Annotated in this window: 12 protein-coding genes; 5 read left to right on the top strand and 7 right to left on the bottom strand. The window is 57.9% G+C overall.

What is annotated here, in order from left to right:
* Positions 1–108 precede the first annotated feature (108 nt).
* The 5 genes from dctP to BLR97_RS17675 all read left to right on the top strand — a co-directional run bounded on the left by dctP (position 109) and on the right by BLR97_RS17675 (position 5,955).
* Positions 109–1,104, top strand: a complete 996-nt coding sequence (gene dctP / locus BLR97_RS17695) for a TRAP transporter substrate-binding protein DctP (RefSeq protein ID WP_089707964.1) — start codon at positions 109–111, stop codon at positions 1,102–1,104.
* Positions 1,105–1,210: 106 nt separating this feature from the next.
* On the top strand, positions 1,211–1,729 hold the full coding sequence (locus BLR97_RS17690; RefSeq protein WP_089708010.1) for a TRAP transporter small permease subunit: 519 nt from the start codon (positions 1,211–1,213) through the stop codon (positions 1,727–1,729).
* Between the two features lie 2 nt (positions 1,730–1,731).
* Positions 1,732–3,066 (top strand): TRAP transporter large permease, encoded by a 1,335-nt coding sequence (locus BLR97_RS17685; RefSeq protein WP_089707962.1) that lies wholly within the window; start codon positions 1,732–1,734, stop codon positions 3,064–3,066.
* A gap of 13 nt (positions 3,067–3,079) precedes the next feature.
* The gene (locus BLR97_RS17680) at positions 3,080–4,435 is read left to right on the top strand and encodes a malonyl-CoA decarboxylase (protein WP_089707960.1); all 1,356 of its coding nucleotides are present in this window, start codon (positions 3,080–3,082) and stop codon (positions 4,433–4,435) included.
* Entirely contained in the window at positions 4,432–5,955 is a 1,524-nt protein-coding gene (locus tag BLR97_RS17675; protein ID WP_089707958.1) for a malonate--CoA ligase, read from the top strand. The genes BLR97_RS17680 and BLR97_RS17675 overlap by 4 nt, the downstream gene beginning before the upstream one ends.
* Before the next feature lie 74 nt (positions 5,956–6,029).
* On the opposite strand, the gene BLR97_RS17670 is transcribed toward BLR97_RS17675, so the two are convergent.
* The 7 genes from BLR97_RS17670 to BLR97_RS17640 form a co-directional block, all read right to left on the bottom strand.
* Entirely contained in the window at positions 6,030–7,625 is a 1,596-nt protein-coding gene (locus tag BLR97_RS17670; RefSeq protein ID WP_089707956.1) for a solute:sodium symporter family transporter, read from the bottom strand.
* A 319-nt stretch (positions 7,626–7,944) separates the two neighbouring features.
* On the bottom strand, positions 7,945–9,150 hold the full coding sequence (locus BLR97_RS17665) for a molybdopterin molybdotransferase MoeA (protein WP_089707954.1): 1,206 nt from the start codon (positions 9,148–9,150) through the stop codon (positions 7,945–7,947).
* Positions 9,143–9,664 (bottom strand): molybdenum cofactor biosynthesis protein B, encoded by a 522-nt coding sequence (gene moaB / locus BLR97_RS17660; RefSeq protein WP_089707952.1) that lies wholly within the window; start codon positions 9,662–9,664, stop codon positions 9,143–9,145. The genes BLR97_RS17665 and moaB overlap by 8 nt, the downstream gene beginning before the upstream one ends.
* A gap of 5 nt (positions 9,665–9,669) precedes the next feature.
* Complete coding sequence (locus tag BLR97_RS17655; protein ID WP_089707950.1) at positions 9,670–9,993, bottom strand: DUF1244 domain-containing protein; 324 nt, start codon at positions 9,991–9,993, stop codon at positions 9,670–9,672.
* A 102-nt stretch (positions 9,994–10,095) separates the two neighbouring features.
* A complete protein-coding gene (locus tag BLR97_RS17650) occupies positions 10,096–11,190 on the bottom strand; it encodes a formate dehydrogenase subunit gamma (RefSeq protein WP_089707948.1) in 1,095 nt (364 codons plus the stop codon).
* A gap of 11 nt (positions 11,191–11,201) precedes the next feature.
* Entirely contained in the window at positions 11,202–11,816 is a 615-nt protein-coding gene (fdh3B, locus tag BLR97_RS17645; RefSeq protein WP_089707946.1) for a formate dehydrogenase FDH3 subunit beta, read from the bottom strand.
* A 66-nt stretch (positions 11,817–11,882) separates the two neighbouring features.
* Positions 11,883–14,738 carry a formate dehydrogenase subunit alpha gene (locus BLR97_RS17640; RefSeq protein WP_089707944.1) on the bottom strand — a complete coding sequence of 952 codons (2,856 nt, stop codon included), beginning with the start codon at positions 14,736–14,738 and terminating at the stop codon, positions 11,883–11,885.
* Positions 14,739–14,756 lie beyond the last annotated feature (18 nt).

The raw sequence follows: 14,756 nt of genomic DNA, 5'->3' as shown, positions 1-14,756 counted from the left end.
ATAAAGTTGACATTAGCATACGTAGCGCCTATTGATATATATATCAGCTCGCCTGATACATACATAATGCCAATCCAAGACCACAACAACAATCGTTGGAGACGCCTCATGCAACGTAAACATTTAGTAACTGCCACCGCCCTAGGTTTGATGATCGCCGCCTCACAGGCCTCGGCAAATACCGTACTGCGTGCCTCCCACCAGTTCCCTGGTGGCCAGGGCGACGTGCGTGATGAGATGGTTCAAATGATGGCTGAGGAAGTGGCCAATGCCGATGTTGGCCTGGAAATTGAAATCTATCCCGGTCAATCGCTGTTCAAGGCCCGGGAGCAGTGGGGCGCGCTGGCGCGGGGACGCCTGGATATCACCTCGCTACCCCTCGACTACGCCAGCGGCCGCCATCCGGAATTTTCCGCCACACTGATGCCCGGCCTTGTACGCAATCACGAACACGCCCAGCGTCTTAACGACTCTGAATACATGGGCATGATCAAAGACGTTATCCAGGAAGGTGGCGCACGTGTGCTAGCCGATGCCTGGTTATCGGGTGGTTTTGCGTCTAGCGAGCAGTGCATTACCTCGCCCGACACCGTGGACGGTCAGGTCTTCCGCGCTGCAGGCCCCGCGTTTGAAGAAATGCTCGAGGCCGCCGGTGCATCGATTGCCTCGATGCCATCATCGGAAATCTACACCGCCATGCAAACCGGCGTACTGGACGCCGCCAACACCTCGTCGATGTCGTTCGTTTCATATCGTCTTTACGAACAGGTGGAGTGCCTGACCGAGCCTGGCGACTTTGCCCTGTGGTTCATGTACGAGCCGATCCTGATCTCAGAGCAAGTCTGGCAGGGCCTCAACGACGAGCAGCAGACTGCTTTGATGGACGCGGGAGAAAAAGCCGAAGAGTTCTTTGCCGAAGAGGCCGCCGCCATTGACCAGCAGATGGTCGACGTCTACGAGGAAAACGGCGTTGAGGTCGTCAAGATGACCGAAGAGGATTACAACGCTTGGCTCGAGATCGCCCGTGAAACCTCGTACAAAAACTTCGCCGAAAACGTCCCTAACGGCCAAGCCATCATCGATGCGGCGCTAGCCGTCGAATAAGTCACGATGCATTCAACCTGTCCGGCCATCCTGCGGGATGGCCGGCATGATTGACGACTTACCCGACCTGATGACCCCGCTTGATGACACCGCTAGAGAGGGACGTATGGCAACAACAACGCACACTCCGGCAACACGCAGCGGCCTGATTGGCGGCTACATCCGGACAATGGATCAGCTTTCGCGCTTTTCGGCCTATATCGCCTGCGCCCTGTTTATCGCCGGGGTGCTGGCCATCTGCCACATGGTGTTCACGCGTTACGTGCTCGGCTGGAGCACCAGCTGGCAAACCGAATTTACGATTTTCTCCGTTACCGGGGCGATGCTGATGGGTAGCCCCTACGTACTCATGACCGGAGGCCACGTGGCCATCACCATCTTACCCGACGCCATTGGCGGCCTTGGTCGCAAGATAATGCTGACTATCGCCTCATTGTTTGGCTTGGCTTTTTGCGCCGCGCTTGCCTATGCCAGCTGGGTCTATGTATTGGAGGCGCTGCACGGCGAATGGACCACGGGCTCGGTGTGGAATCCGCCGCTTTGGCCGGCGCTGCTCCCTGTGGCAGTAGGTGCCACCTTGCTGTCGTTTCAGTACGTCGCCGATATACTGCGCGGGGAGGGCTGACCATGGATCCGATTACGCTGGGTATTATCGTTGCCGTGGGCCTGATCGTGCTGATGGCCATCGGCACGCCGATTGCCTTTGCCCTGGGCGGCGTGTCGCTGATGGCGCTGCTCTACGACCGAGGGCTTCCCGAACTGACTTACTTCGGGGAAACGTTTTTTGACCGTATTGCCGAATTTGGTTTTGTGGCGATCCCCATGTTCATTCTGATGGGCGCAGCCGTGGCGTCCTCGCCTACCGGACGCGATCTGTATCGCTCGCTGGATTTGTGGATGGGACGGCTACCGGCGGGGCTTGCGGTATCCAACATCGGCGCCTGCTCGATTTTTGCCGCACTGTCCGGCTCCTCCCCCGCCACCTGCGCGGCCATCGGCAAAATGGGCATTCCTGAAATGCGCACGCGGGGCTACCCCGATGGCGTCGCCGCTGGCTGTATTGCGGCGGGCGGCACGCTGGGGATACTGATTCCGCCTTCCGTGACCATGATCATCTACGGTATTTCAACCGAAACCTCCATTGGCCGTCTGTTTATCGCTGGCGTGGTGCCGGGCTTTATGCTCGCGGGGCTTTTCATGATCTGGACGATCATCGCCTGCAAGCTGGCAGGCGGTTACGCCAACCCCCTGGCAGTCTCTGCTGAAAAGCTCAAGAACACTGTCCAGCAGAATGTCGACAGCAACATGAAGGCCGTGGTGCGTGTACTGCCCTTCCTCGGAGTGGTTGCAGGCATTCTGTTAGCGCTGTACGGCGGGGTCGCGACACCGTCGGAAGCGGCGGGCGTGGGCGCCTTTCTGTGTCTGATGCTGGCCATTCTGATCTACCGCATGTGGCAAATCGGGCCGATCAAGCTGATCATGCGCGACTCCCTGCGCGAAAGCGTGATGATCATGCTGGTCATCGCCTGCGCCGAGGTGTTCGCCTACGCGCTATCGTCGATGTTCATTACCCAGACCGTGGCGGCCGCCATTGCCGATATGGACGTCAACCGCTGGGTACTGATGGGCGTCATCAATGTCTTTCTGCTGGTCGCCGGCTTTTTCCTGCCGCCGGTGGCGGTGATCGTCATGACCGCGCCGATCCTGCTGCCGATCATCCTGGCGGCGAACTTCGATCCTTACTGGTTCGCGGTGATTCTCACCATCAATCTGGAAATTGGCCTCATCACCCCACCGGTCGGGCTCAATCTGTTCATCATCAAAGGCATTGCACCGGATATCTCGCTGCGCGACATCCTGCTGGGCAGCCTGCCGTATGCGCTGTGCATGGTGCTCGCCATCCTGCTGCTGTGCCTGTTCCCGGGCATTGCGCTATGGCTGCCCAACCTGATCATGGGCTAAAGGGAGGATTACCATGAACATGACGTTTCTACAGGAACTGTTCAACAACATTACCCAGCGCGATGCGCTGCTGCGGCGGCGCCAGTCTGTCGCCTCAGCGGTAGACCACACTCACCTGGTCAAGGCCTGCCAGGCGTTACTGGAGAGCGACGGCGAAGCCTCCAGCATCGCCCTGGCCAGCCGCGCCCTGGCGATCTACCGGCGCCTATCAGATGACGAGAAACAGCGTTTTTTCAAACGCCTCGCCGAAGAGTTCGCCGCCGAGCCCGAGCACATTGACAGCGCCTACGCGGCCTACCGCGAGGCGCGGGACAACCGCTCCCTGCAGACGCTTTTCGAAGCCTGCGAACCGCTTCGTCAGGAGCTTTTCCGGCGGCTCAACTTCGCCAGCGACGGCACCTACGAACTGGTCAATATGCGTCAGGATCTGCTTGGCCTGCTGCGCGAGCAGCCCGACCTCGCACCGATCGATGACGACTTCGCGCACCTGTTCGGCTCCTGGTTCAACCGGGGTTTTTTGATGCTCAAGCGCATCGACTGGAACACCCCGGCGTCGATTCTCGAGAAGATCATCCGCTACGAAGCGGTGCATGAAATTCAGGATTGGGACGATTTACGCCGTCGATTGGACGCACGTGATCGCCGCTGCTTTGCCTTTTTCCACCCGGCAATCGGCGATGAGCCGCTAATTTTCGTCGAAGTGGCACTGCATAAAGGCCTCCCAAGCCGTATCCAACCGATCCTCTCTGGTGCAGAAGGCGGCATTGAAGACCCGGAAGACGCCGACAGCGCCGCCTTCTTCGGTATCAGCAACTGCCAAACCGGCCTACGCGGCATATCGTTCGGTAACTTCCTGATCAAGCAGGTCGTCCAGGAGCTTTCCCAGGAACTGCCGCAGCTCAAGTACTTTGTGACGCTCTCGCCGGTACCGGGGTTTGCCCAGTGGCTCGCCGAGCAGCGCGAGAATGACCAATGGCCCCCGAGCGTCCGTGACGCCCTGGCCGAATTGGATACACCTGGGTGGCACCGCGACAAGCAACGCCAGGAGCGGCTCAAAGCCATCATCCAGCCACTTGCCGCGCACTACCTGGTCGATGAAAAAAACCGCCACGGCCTACCGCTCAACCCCGTCGCCCGGTTTCATTTGGGGAACGGCGCCAAGCTTCAGCGTATCAACTGGCTTGGCGATATTTCCGACAAAGGCCTCAAGCAGGCCGCCGGCCTGATGGTCAACTACCTCTATGTGCTCGACTACATTGAGCGCAATCACGAAAACTATACCGCCAAGGGCACTGTGGCCTGTTCAAGCGATGTGCGCGACTTCGCCAAACGGGCGCGCAAGCTGGCCAAGGGAGAACTCACCAAATGAACCATAACCTGTTTGCCACCTTTGCCACGCAAATGCACCAGCGCGGGGACGCCGATTTTATTACTACCCGCGAAGGCCGCCACTATTCTTACGCCGATGCGCTCAAGCACAGCGCTGCCCTCGCCGGGGCACTCACCACGCTGGGCGTTCGCCGGGGTGACCGCGTGGCGGTTCAGGTGGATAAAAGCCCCGAGGCGATTTTGCTGTACCTTGCCTGCCTGCGAATCGGCGGCGTCTATTTACCACTCAACACCGGTTATACCGGCGAGGAAATTCGTTATTTCCTGACCGACGCCGAACCCGCGCTGTTTGTATGCCGTCCCGCCGTGGACGATGAGGCTCGACGAATTGCCGACGACACCGGCTGCCCAGCGGTCGTCACTCTGGGCGACGCGGCCGACGGCAGCTTAATGGAAGAAGCGACCAGCGCAACGCCGCATGATGGCATTGCCGAACTTAAGCCATCTGACCTGGCGGCAATTTTATATACCTCGGGCACCACCGGGCGCTCCAAAGGGGCCATGCTGACCCATCAGAATCTGGCGTCCAACGCCGAAACCCTGGTCAAGGCCTGGCACTTTAGCGCTGAAGACCGCCTCATCCACGCGCTGCCGATTTTCCACACCCACGGGTTATTTGTGGCCTGCAACGTGACGCTGATGGCCGGCTCCAGCATGCTGTTTTTGCCCAAGTTTGATGTCGACGTGATTTTTGACGAGCTGCCCAAAGGCAGTGTGATGATGGGTGTGCCCACCTTCTATACTCGACTGGTGCAGGATGACCGCATGACCCCCGACGTCACCGCCAATATGCGTTTGTTTGTTTCAGGCTCGGCCCCGCTAACCGCCGAGACCCACGAAGCTTTTGAGGCCAAAACCGGTCATGCCATTCTCGAACGCTACGGGATGACCGAAACTAACATGAACCTTTCCAACCCCTATTCTGGCGCGCGGCGTGCGGGCACGGTGGGGATACCTTTACCCGGTGTGGAAATGCGCATCACCGACCGGGAAACCGGCGATGAGGTTGCCCCCGGCGAAATTGGCATGCTGCAAATTCGCGGCCCCAACGTATTTATTGGCTATTGGCGTATGCCGGAAAAAACCCGCGAAGAGCTGTTAGAAGATGGTTTCTTCATTACCGGCGACCTCGCCATGGTCGACGAACAGGGCTATGTGCATATCGTCGGGCGAGATAAAGACCTGGTCATCTCAGGTGGGTATAACGTCTATCCCAAGGAAATAGAGCAGGTCATAGACGAGTTGGAGGGGGTGTCAGAGTCCGCCGTGATTGGCCTGCCCCATCCGGACTTTGGCGAAGGCGTGACCGCCGCTGTGGTGCCCCAGCCGGGTGCTAACATCGACGAGGCCACGGTACTCGGCCATCTGCAGGGTCGGCTGGCCAAGTACAAGCAGCCTAAACGCGTGTTCTTTATCGATACCCTGCCGCGCAACACCATGGGCAAGGTGCAAAAAAACGAGCTACGCAAACGCTTCCAGGACACCTACCAGTCAGCGTAACGCCTAAAACAAACGCCCCGCCCTTGGGAAACAGGTACGGGGCGTTTTCGTCTAGCCGGATGATAGTGAGGCGCTTACCCGGCGAACGAGGCGTACATAATAATCACCAACACCACTAGCACGATACCGGTGGGCACCGCGCCCTTCCATGGGGTAAGGTCAACATCGCCGGAGTGTTCCTGAACCCAGTCGGTCTCCCGCGGACGCAGCTTGCCAATCAACAACATCACTGCCACCAACAGCACAAACACCGCCGCGACAAAGTGGAATTCGTGCATGACGGCCGGCAGCTTGTTGAACGGCGGCACGAAATAGCCCGCGGCGATCAACAAACAGCCACCCACCAGACCAACTTTAGCGGCCATCGGCGGCACACGCTTGGTCAGCAGCCCCACCAGCACAACGGCCAGGATGGGAATAAAGTAGATGGCGTTCATCTTCTGCAAGTAGCCAAACAGACTATCCTGCCCTGCCAGTAGCGGCGCGATGATCATGGTGATAATCGCCATGACCCAACCAAACACCTTGCCCGACTTGACGACCTGCTCTTCGCTGGCGTTTTTATTGAGCACTTGCTTGTAAATGCCCAAGCTGAAGATGGTCGTTGTGCTGTTCAGTGCGGAGTTAAACGACGATAGAATCGCGCCCACCATCACCGCTGCGAAGAACCCGGTGAGATACGGCGGCAGCACGTTAAACACCAGGTGGCCGTAAGCTTCGTCGGCACGGATGCCGTCATCGGCGTACAGGTGAAAAGCAATGATCCCCGGCAGCACCAGGTAAAGCGGGCCCAGTAGTTTGAAGAAGCCGGTCAGCAGCACGCCCTTCTGGCCTTCTGCGAGGTTTTTGGCCGCAAAGGTGCGCTGAATAATTTGCTGATTGGTCGTCCAGTAGAACAGGTTGATGAGGAAAACGCCGGTAAACAGCGTGAAGAACGGCACCTGCTGATCGTCTCCGCCGATCGAATTTAGCTTGTCAGGATTGCTGGTTTTCAGCGTATTCCAGCCTTCCGCAATACCGTTGCCGTCGCTGACGGCTTGCAGGCCGAAGTACACGATCACAAAACCACCAATCAGCAAGCCAACGCCGTTAAGCGTGTCGGACACCGCGACCGTGCGCAGACCACCGAACAGCGCATAGATCGCGCCCACAATGCCAACCACCCACACGGTCAGCCACAGCAGCGTGGACGGCGAGCTAATGCCGGTCAGCGCGGGAAGGTCGAGCATGCCCTGTAGCCCCACCGCGCCGGAGTACAGAATAATCGGCAGCAAAATCACCGCATAGGCAATCAGGAAGATCACGTTGGCGATTAGTTGAGTGCCTTTATCAAAACGGATCAGCAACATTTGCGGCAACGTCGCGATACCGCTTTTCAAGAAACGCGGCAGGAAGAACAGCGCCAGCGCCACCAAGGCAATGACCGCGACAACTTCCCACGCCATCACACTTAAGCCATCGCTAAACGCTGCGCCGTTAAGGCCCACCATTTGTTCGGTGGACAGGTTGGTCATCAATAGCGACCCGGCGATCAACGGGAACGTGAGCGTCCGCCCCGCCAGGAAATAACCGCTGGTACTGCTGTGATCGTCCCGGCGCGTAATACGCCAGGTGATGAAGGCCACTAAACAAGTGAAGAATAGAAATGACGCCAGGGTGAGGGCATGCATAAGAACATCCTTCGGGGCGGTCGCGCATGCTTGTGTACTTTGAAGTACGAAACGCCAGCGCAGTGAATTTAGGTAAATTTACCGATTGGCGAGGGATTGTAGAGGGGTGACTCGATTCTACTATTGGCCTTTAGTCGAACATTTATGGCTAATGGTGTGTTTTTTTAACTATTTTTTCTAAATATCAGACATTTGTAGCGATCGCAGGCAAATTAACGATGGCCTGGTATGCCGAATAAATAGATGGGAAACGCTGGCGTCAGCGAGACACCAGCGGCAGGGTAAAGCGTAGAGGTAATGCGGAAAGATACCCGGGCGGTTAGCCCGCAAGCCATAAGCACTGCACTGGCTGCCCCGAGGCCAGTTGACTATGTGGCGGAATCACGGCAAGCGCATTAGCTTGAATGCACGACGAAAGCACTGAAGAGTTTTGGTCGTCGAAGGCCCTCGCCTCCGCACCCTGGGCATCAAACACCAAACTCACCCGCATGTAATGCTGACGCGGTCCGGTGGAGGTCGAAAAGCCCGCCCGCGCAGTAATGCAAGGCAGCGACGCTAGCTCGGGGCAGCCTAACAACTCCCCCATCAATGGGCGTAAAAACAGCCACGCGCCGACAAACCCCGAAACAGGATTACCCGGCAGGCCGATAAAACGCGCCTGACCATCGCCCCGGCGAGGCAAGCGCCCCAACGCCAGCGGTTTGCCTGGCCGAATCGCCAGCCGCCACAGAGATAGTTCGCCAAGCGCCGTGAGAGCAGTTTTGACGTGGTCTTCCTCGCCGACACTCACCCCGCCGGTGCTAACCACCACATCGGCATCTTCTGCCGCTTGGGCTAGCAACGCCTGAGTGCGTTCTGCGTTGTCGGGCACGCTGACCTGACTGACCACCTCAGCGCCAAAAGTTTCCAGCAACCGTGTGAGCATCGGGCGGTTGGAGTTATACAACTGGCCGGGCTTGAGTGGCGTTCCCGGATCAATCACCTCATCGCCGGTAGACAGCAGCGCGATGCGTGGCCGACAGCGCACCAATACGTGGGTGATACCCTGCCCCGCTAAGTGGCCAAGCGCCGCTGCTTCTAAACGCTCACCGGCGTTTAACAACACGTCACCCTGACGCACATCACGCCCTTGGAGGCGCACGTTATCGCCCGCAGGAATACCCCCTGGAAGGATCGCGACATTGCCGTCTACCTCAACGCGCTCCTGCATGACCACGCAATCGGCCCCTGGCGGAATTTCGCCGCCGGTAAAAATGCGCGCGCAGCTGCCGGGAGCAAGCGGTGTGGCGGGCGTGCCCGCCGCGATCCGCTGGCTGATATCTAGACGCTGCCCGGCATCCGCCGCACGCAGCGCATAGCCATCCATAGCGCTGTTGGTGTAGGGCGGCACATCAAGCTGAGCCGTAACGGAATCGGCCAGCACACGCCCGGCGGCGTCACTAAGCGCCACCCGTTCTGCCGCCGTGGGGGTGATATCGGCCAGTAGCGCAGCCAGTGCATCGTCGATGGTATGCAAATCAGCCATGCTGGCCACGCTCGGGAATCACCAGGTTGGCGAAGTTGCACGGCTTGTGGCGACTGTCGAGCTGCTCTGCCAAAATGCCATCCCAGCCGGTGCGGCAGGCACCGGTCGAGCCTGGCAGGCAAAAGATCACCGTGGCATTGGCCAGTCCACCGAGGCAGCGGCTTTGAATCGTGGAGCTGCCGATCTCGTCGCCGCTTAGCTGCCGGAAACGCTCGCCAAAGCCTTCAATGCGTTTATCCAGCAGCACGCCCACGGCTTCCGGGGTAGAGTCGCGGCCGGTAAAGCCGGTGCCGCCGGTGGTAATCACCACCTGCACGCTGGCTTCGGCAATCCACTGAGCTACCACGGCGCGAATGGTGTACACGTCGTCCGGCACGATACGCTTTTCGACCAGATGATGGCCGGCCTGGGTCAGCCGCTCGACCAGTGCCTGGCCGCTGCGATCGGTTTCATCGGTGCGCGTATCGGACACGGTTAACACCGCTATCGATAAAGGAATCATTGTCTCTTCCATCACCTTTACTCCTGCTTCGCAGCTTTCTTTTTCGCGTGATGGGCTTCCCAGGCCGCCATCTGCTCTGGTGTCGCGGGCGGCTGATAGAGTTCTTTCCACTCACTGTAAGGCATGCCGTATACGTACTCGCGGGCCTCTTCATAGCTCAGGCTTTCGTCCCGCGCTTCGGCTGCGCTGACCAGCCACTTGGAGAGACAGTTGCGGCAGAAGTCGGCCAGAATCATCAGGTCGATATTCTGCACGTCTTTGTTGTCGTCGAGATGCTGTAACAGGCGGCGAAACGCAGCGGCCTCGATCTCGGTACGGGTGGTGTCGTCAAACTGATCCATCGCGGTGCCCCTTTCGTCAAAACAGATTGTCTGTGGAGATGCACGCAGCATAACAAAAGACACCGCCCGCAGGCGGTGTCTTTTGCAACATTCCAGCGCACCTTACGAAGAGCGCGTGGCAGGCGAATCGCCAGCGCCTTTCGACGCACGCCGATCAACCAGCTCCTGTTCGGAAACGCTTTGATCTTTGACCTCTTCGTACCACAGGTTGTGGTGCTCTTTGGCCCAGGTTTCATCAACGTAACCGGTGGTCATGCCTTCCAACGAACCTTCCGTTCCCAGGGTGCCGATGTAGATATGACCGATAGACACGGCGGTTAGCCCCAAGGCACCAACAGCGTGGATGATATTCGCCCACTGCATGGTGTCGCGGCCTTGGCCGAAGTTGGGGAAATCAAGCACGAAACCGCTGGCCACCACCAGAACCCCTACTGTGGCCAAAATCCAATACCAGGCTTTTTCACCGCCGTTGGCAAAGCCGGCATCGACGTGTTTTTTGCCAACCATACCGCCGCCTTTCTTAAACCACTCGAGGTCATGCTTTTTAGGTATGTTGTCTTTGATTAAGCAGACCAACAGCACGATTAGCAGCACACCGAAGATCGGTCCAAGATAGTTATGCAGGAATTTAGAGGCAGAAATCATCCCCCCCCAAAAAGCATCGCCGAATAGGCCACGGAAGACGAACTTGCCGAACAGCAAGTTGAGACCGGTAAGCGCCAACACGATAAACAGCGAAGCGACCGACCAATGCAAGGCACGCAGAAACAACGGCCAGCGAAATAGCTTACGCCCCGTTCGCTCGCCTTCCAGTTCCTTGCGACCTACGATCAGGTAAAACAGCGTGATAATGACGATCATGCCGCCAATCACGATCAAACCGAAAGGTGACACCCAACGGTTGCGCCATTGACGCCAGGTCTCACCGCTTGAGTTGATCAGATTGTAGTCGCTCTCATAGCGAGAAGTACGGTAGTTATCACCGGTCTCACCACTGCGCACTTGCCGCCACTGATCCGCATCAATGCCGGGCGCCCCCGTGCTCATTTCACGGTCAGGATCGGCCTGGGCATGCACTACCTGGGCGACCCCTAGACTGAGTACCAATGCAAAGGCCAGCAGTAGCCAGCGCCACACCCCTTGCCAATGGGTCAGATGCGGCACCCCACCGGGTGCCTGAGCAGTCAACTGGTTCATGGAAAGCCTCCTTACCCTTTACGGGCAGCATCGTAGGCTAGGTTATCGGCACTGGCCTTTGGGTTGTTAGACCATGCACCGTCTTCATGACCACGATGCACAACGCGCTGACGGAAAATATCGGCAACGTCCTGGGCGTCACCTGCCAGCAGTGCCTTGGTGGAGCACATTTCCGCACATAGCGGCAGCTTGCCTTCGGCGATGCGGTTGGCTCCGTACTTCTCGTACTCTTCCTCTTTGGTTTCGGCGGGGCCGCCGGCACAGAAGGTACATTTGTCCATTTTGCCGCGCTCGCCGAATGCGTCCTGCTGCGGGAACTGCGGCGCACCAAATGGGCAGGCGTATAGGCAATAACCGCAGCCGATACACAGGTCTTTATCGTGCAGAACGATGCCGTCATCGGTTTTGTAGAAACAGTCGGTAGGACACACCGCCATACAAGGGGCGTCGTCACAGTGCATACACGCGACCGAAATCGACATTTCATCGGATTCGCCGTCATTCAGCGTCACAACACGCCGACGCTGTATGCCCCACTCGACATCATTGGCATTTTTACAGGCGGTGACGCAGCCGTTGCATTCGATGCAGCGTTCGGCGTCACACATAAATTTCATTTGAGCCATGGTGTTCTCCTTATCACGGTGCGGGATGCCTCCCGCACCGTCATGCTAGTCAGGTCTAGGCGGGCCTTAGGCACGCTCGATACGGCAGATGGTGCACTTGGTTTCTTGCATCAGTGTCACCGGGTCGTAGCCATAGGTCGTCGCGGTATTGGCCGCTTCGCCAATCACGTAGGGAGCGCTGCCTTCAGGGTAAATGCCTGCCAGGCTTTCGCCTTGGAACATGCCACCAAAGTGGAACGGCATAAAGGCGACCTTGCGACCTACACGCGGTGTGACCATTGCCTTCACTTTCACGCGGCCGCCTTCGGCCCCTTCGACCCAAACCTCGTCGCCATCGCTGATACCTAGATCATTGGCATCGGCCGGGTTGATCTCGACGAACATCTCTTGTTGTAGTTCGGCCAGCCACGACATGGAACGCGTCTCTTCGCCACCACCTTCGTATTCCACCAAACGCCCGGAGGTTAGAATGATGGGATAGTCTTCTACTGCGGGAGCAGCTTCCTGCACGCTCTTGTACATGGTCGGCAGACGCATAATCGAGTTGAAGTCGTCCCACGTCGGGTACTTATCGACCAGGTCACGGCGTGTTGAATACAGCGGCTCACGGTGTTTCGGTACTTGGTCGGGGAAAGTCCACACCACCGCCCGCGCTTTGGCGTTACCGTAAGGCGCACAGCCGTGCTCGATGGCCACGCGCTGGATACCGCCGGATAAATCGGTTTTCCAGTTTTTACCTTCCGCCGCTTGTTTCTCTTCGGCAGTAAGGTCGTTCCACCAACCGAGATCTTTCAGTAGCTGATCGTTGAACTCGGGATATCCGTCGTCGATATCACCGTTAACCGGGGCGGAGCCTTCGGCTAGTAGGTTGACGCCGTCGCGCTCGATACCAAAGCGGGCACGGAAGCCCATACCGCCTTCCATCACCGGCACGCTGGGATCGTAAAGGTTGGGCGAGCCTGGGTGATTGAACTCTGCCGTTCCCCAGCAAGGCCACGGCAGGCCATAGTAATCACCGTCAGCGGGTCCGCCTTCGGCGCGCAGGTTTTCAAAGCTGAAGGTATGCCAGTTTTTCTGGTGTTCTTTGAGGCGCTCGGGGCTTTGCCCGGTATAGCCGACGGTCCACATGCCGTTGTTGATTTCCCGCAGAATATCGTCGATCAGCGGCTCGTCGCCGTTCATCTGATAGTTCTTCACCAGCTCATTACCAAAGCCTAGCTTACGGGCAAAGAGATACATGATTTCGTGGTCGGGTTTAGACTCGAACAGGGGCTCAATGACTTTATCGCGCCACTGAAGTGAACGGTTGGTGGCCGTTACACTGCCGGTGGTTTCAAACTGGGTCGCTGCAGGCAGTAGATAGACGCCATCCGTACGATCATGCATAACCGCTGCCACGGTGGGGTACGGATCGACGATGACCATCATTTCAAGCTTTTTCATCGCCTGCTGCATTTCTACGCCACGGGTCTGGGAGTTCACCGCGTGTCCCCAATAGAACATGGCTTTGAGCGACGTCCGCTGTGAGATGTTTTCGTCTTCTTCCAGCACCCCGTCGACCCAACGCGACACGGTAATACCGGCGCTGTACATGGGCTTACCATCGGCATATTCGGTGTCGTCATAGCGGCCTTTGAGCCACTCGTAGTCGACATCCCATACCTGTGCCCAGTGTTGCCAAGCGCCTTCGGACAAACCGTAATAACCGGGTAGCGAATCGGAGCCCAAGCCTAGATCGGTTGCCCCCTGGACGTTGTCGTGACCACGTAGAATGTTTGCCCCGCCGCCCGCAACGCCAATGTTGCCGAGCGCGAGCTCAAGGATGCAGTAAGCGCGGGTGTTGTTGTTACCCGTGGTGTGCTGGGTACCGCCCATACACCACACCACACAGCCAGGACGATTTTCCGATAGCGTCTTGGCTACGTCGAACATGTCTTGTTCGCTAACGCCGGTGATTTCTTCCACCACGCTGGGTGGGAAGTTCGCCACTTCCTCGCGCACCTCGTCCATGCCGTACACGCGCTGGTTGATGTACTCGCTGTCTTCCCAACCATTTTCAAAGATGTGCCACAGAAGACCCCAGACGTAGGCGACGTCGGAACCCGGACGAATCCGTACAAACTTATTAGCCTTGGCTGCCGTGCGAGTAAAGCGCGGGTCGGCAACAATGATTTGGCAGTTGTTACGTTCTTTGGCAATCAGGAAGTGTTGCATTGCCACCGGGTGAGCCTCAGACGGGTTCGACCCAATGAACAATATTGCCTTGCTGTTGTGCGTATCGTTGAGCGAGTTGGTCATCGCCCCGTAGCCCCAGGTGTTGGCAACTCCGGCCACTGTCGTGGAGTGACAAATACGCGCCTGGTGGTCGGTATTGTTGGTACCCCACAAGGAAGCAAGCTTGCGCATCAGGTACGCCTGCTCGTTGTTAAACTTGGCCGAACCCAGCCAGTAGACGCTGTCCGGGCCGTGCTCTTCGCGCAATTCAAGCAGCTTGTCGCCAATCTCGTTGACGGCATCTTCCCAGCTCATGCGCTCCCATTCGCCGCCCACAAGCTTCATCGGGTATTTAAGACGCCGCGTGGAGTGGCCGTGTTGACGCAACGAAGCGCCTTTGGCGCAGTGTGCACCGCGGTTGATCGGGTGATCAAAAGCGGGCTCTTGTTTGGTCCAAATCCCTTCTTGCACTTCGGCGTACACGCCGCAGCCCACAGAACAGTGAGAGCAGATTGTACGTTTGGTTTCTACTGGGGAGTCGAGTACCGGCGTTTTATCCGCCGATTCGGCACGTCGCATCATGGGTGCGCCCATAAACCCTAGCGCGGCCACACCGCCCGTTGCTGCACCACTACGCTGTATGAACTGGCGGCGCGAAATACCCAGGCCGGGTGCTTTGGGAGTGTCTGTTTTGCGAGTTAAACGCATGGCAATTCTCCTGGCATT

This window comes from Vreelandella arcis (genome assembly GCF_900103865.1).
Classification (GTDB): domain Bacteria; phylum Pseudomonadota; class Gammaproteobacteria; order Pseudomonadales; family Halomonadaceae; genus Vreelandella; species Vreelandella arcis.
The sequence above is the reverse complement of the archived record's forward strand: the minus strand, read 5'-3'. Positions and strand labels throughout refer to the sequence as shown.